General features: G+C 76.1%; 2 protein-coding genes. Both read right to left on the bottom strand.

Features of this window, described 5'->3' with window-relative positions; translation table 11 throughout:
• On the bottom strand, nucleotides 1–795 hold a 795-nt coding region (locus NBX02_RS03540), incomplete at its 3' end, for a S49 family peptidase (protein WP_250289988.1).
• 227 nt (nucleotides 796–1,022) lie between these two features.
• Nucleotides 1,023–2,348, bottom strand: coding sequence for a nucleoside triphosphate pyrophosphohydrolase (gene mazG, locus NBX02_RS03535; RefSeq protein ID WP_445548240.1), 1,326 nt, complete (start codon nucleotides 2,346–2,348; stop codon nucleotides 1,023–1,025).
• Between the last annotated feature and the right edge of the window lie 22 nt (nucleotides 2,349–2,370).

The raw sequence follows: 2,370 nt of genomic DNA, 5'->3' as shown, positions 1-2,370 counted from the left end.
GGTAGCAACGGCAGGGGTGGCGGCGCCCGCGGTGCGGCGGGCGTGGGCCCGGGCGGCGGCGTAGACCTCGTCCCGGTAGCCCAGCCGGTCGACCAGGCCGGCCCGGCGGGCCTGCTCGGCCGACAGCGGCGCGTTGTCGATCAGTTCGCGGACCCGCGCCGGGGACAGGCCACGGGCGGCGGCGACACCGTCCACGATCATGGACAGGCTGGAGACGACGATCCGCTCGCTGGCCTCCCGGTGCGCGGCGGTGAAATCGCGTTCCACGAAGGTGTTGGCGGCGTTCTTGTACTCGTGGCGCTGCCCGACCTGGATCTCGATGCCGAGCCGGTCCAGGGCGTCGCGCAGGAACGGTGTCTCCAGGGCCACCCCGGTCAGGCCCAGGTCCCCCGGCGGCGCCAGCCAGATCTGGTCGAACGCGCAGGCCAGGTAGTACGGGACGGTCCCGCCGCCGAACTCGCCGAACGCGTCCGCGTAGGCGAAGGCGGTCCCGCCGGCGTCCCGGAAGGCGATGACCGCGTCCCGGATCTCCTGCACCCGCGCCAGCGGCGTCCCGCAGGGGGCGATCCGGGCGATGAGCGTGGCCGCCCGGTCGTCCTGCCCGGCCCGGCGCAGCCCGTCCACGATGGTGCGCAGGGACGGGCGGCGCCGCGCCAGAGCCGCGCTCACCGGATCACCAGGTACCCCTTCGACCGGATCCACGGTGAGGTCGAGCTCGAGAAGGATGGGCGCGGACCGCCGCGCATACAGACGACGGACGCCCGCCAGCGCCTCCCGCGCGGTGTCTGCTGCCATGCAGCGAGGCTACGCGCCGCACCTGCCGCCCGACAGCGAGACCACGCGCCACAGGCCATGGCACGGCTTCACCAGTATGGCGGGGAGGGCCGGCCTCCCCGGATGACCAGTCATGGCGGGGAGGGCCGGCCTCCCCGGGTTCATCCGGGTCAAGGTGGGGCGTGTCTCCAGCCGCATGGCCGGAGCCTTCCGGGGTGTGCCTCGACGGGCCGGCTGGCCGTGGGGCGTCAGCTGGTCGGGGTGCCGCTTGCGGCCGGGGCCTGTCGCGGCGCTGCCGGCCAGTGGGCACGCCAGGAGTCGGGGCCGGCGTCCCGGGGGTCCAGACCGGCGGCGCGGATCGCGTCCTCGGTAGCGGCGAGGGTGTCCCGGAAGCGGCGGGCGGACGTCCGCAGCGCGGCCTCCGGGTCGACGCCGGCCTGCCGGGCCAGGGCCACGGCCGCGAACAGCAGGTCGCCGATGATCCGCTCGGGTGTCCCCGGGGCCGCGTCGGCCGCCACGGAGGGCACGTCATCACTCCGTACCGGGGTGTCGGCCCGGGCCAGCAGGGCCGCGACGACGTCGGCCGGGGACGCGGCTCCGGCTCCGGCTCCGGCTCCGGCTCCGGCTCCGGCTCCGGCTCCGGCTCCGGCTCCGGCTCCGGCTCCGGCTCCGGCTCCGGCTCCGGAGAGGACGATCTCATCGGGTACGCCGACCTTGGCCGCGCGCTTCTGGAGCTTCGCGGCCAGCGCGAGCGCGGGCTGGGACAGGGGGACGCCCTCGGTCACCGACCGGCGGCCCTTCTCGACGTCCTTGATCTTGTCCCAGTTCGTCTCGACGGCGGCGGCGCCGTCCACCCGCACCGATCCGAAGACGTGCGGATGCCGGCGGACGAGCTTGTCGGCCAGGCCCGCGGCCACGTCGTCGATGTCCCAGACGGCCGTGCCGCGCCGGGCCTCCTCCCCGCCCCGGACGGCGCCGTTCCGGGCCGTCTCGTCCCGGCCAGCCCCGTTCAGGGGCGTGTTGTCCCAGGCCGCGCTGTTCCGGTCGTCACCTTGCCGGTCGTCGCCGCTCCGGTCGTCGCCGCTCCGGTCGTCGCTGTTCCGGTCGTCGGGGGCGGCCCCGGTGCCGGGTGTCCCCGCGTCGTCCGGGCCGGCGGGCCAGCCGTTGCCCTCGGCGGCGATCCTCGCGTGGAAGAGCACCTGCATGAGCACGTCGCCGAGTTCCTCACGCAGGTCGGCGTGGTTGCCGTCCTCGATCGCCTGGTACGCCTCGTAGGCCTCCTCCAGCAGGTAGGAGGCGAGCGAGGTGTGGGTCTGCTCGGCGTCCCACGGGCAGCCGCCGGGAGAGCGCAGCCGGTCCATCACGGCGACCGCGTCCAGCAGCCTGGCGCCGGGCAGGTCGCGCGACCCCTGGACGGCCGTCACGGTGAGGTCCGCGCCGGCCGCGGCGGCGAGCGCGTCGAGCAGGCCGTGTTCCCCGCCTGGCTCGGCCCCACCGGCCCACAGCGCTCCATCAGCCCCCGGGGTCTCGCCGGCTGGCAGGGTCCCAGCAGCCGGCGCGGCGAGCCACACCACGGGCCGGGACGGGTCGGCGTGC

Source organism: Protofrankia sp. CiP1_Cm_nod1 (genome assembly GCF_920888515.1).
Lineage (GTDB): Bacteria > Actinomycetota > Actinomycetes > Frankiales > Frankiaceae > Protofrankia.
Note: the sequence above shows the minus strand (reverse complement) of the source record. Positions and strands in the feature narration are given on the sequence as shown.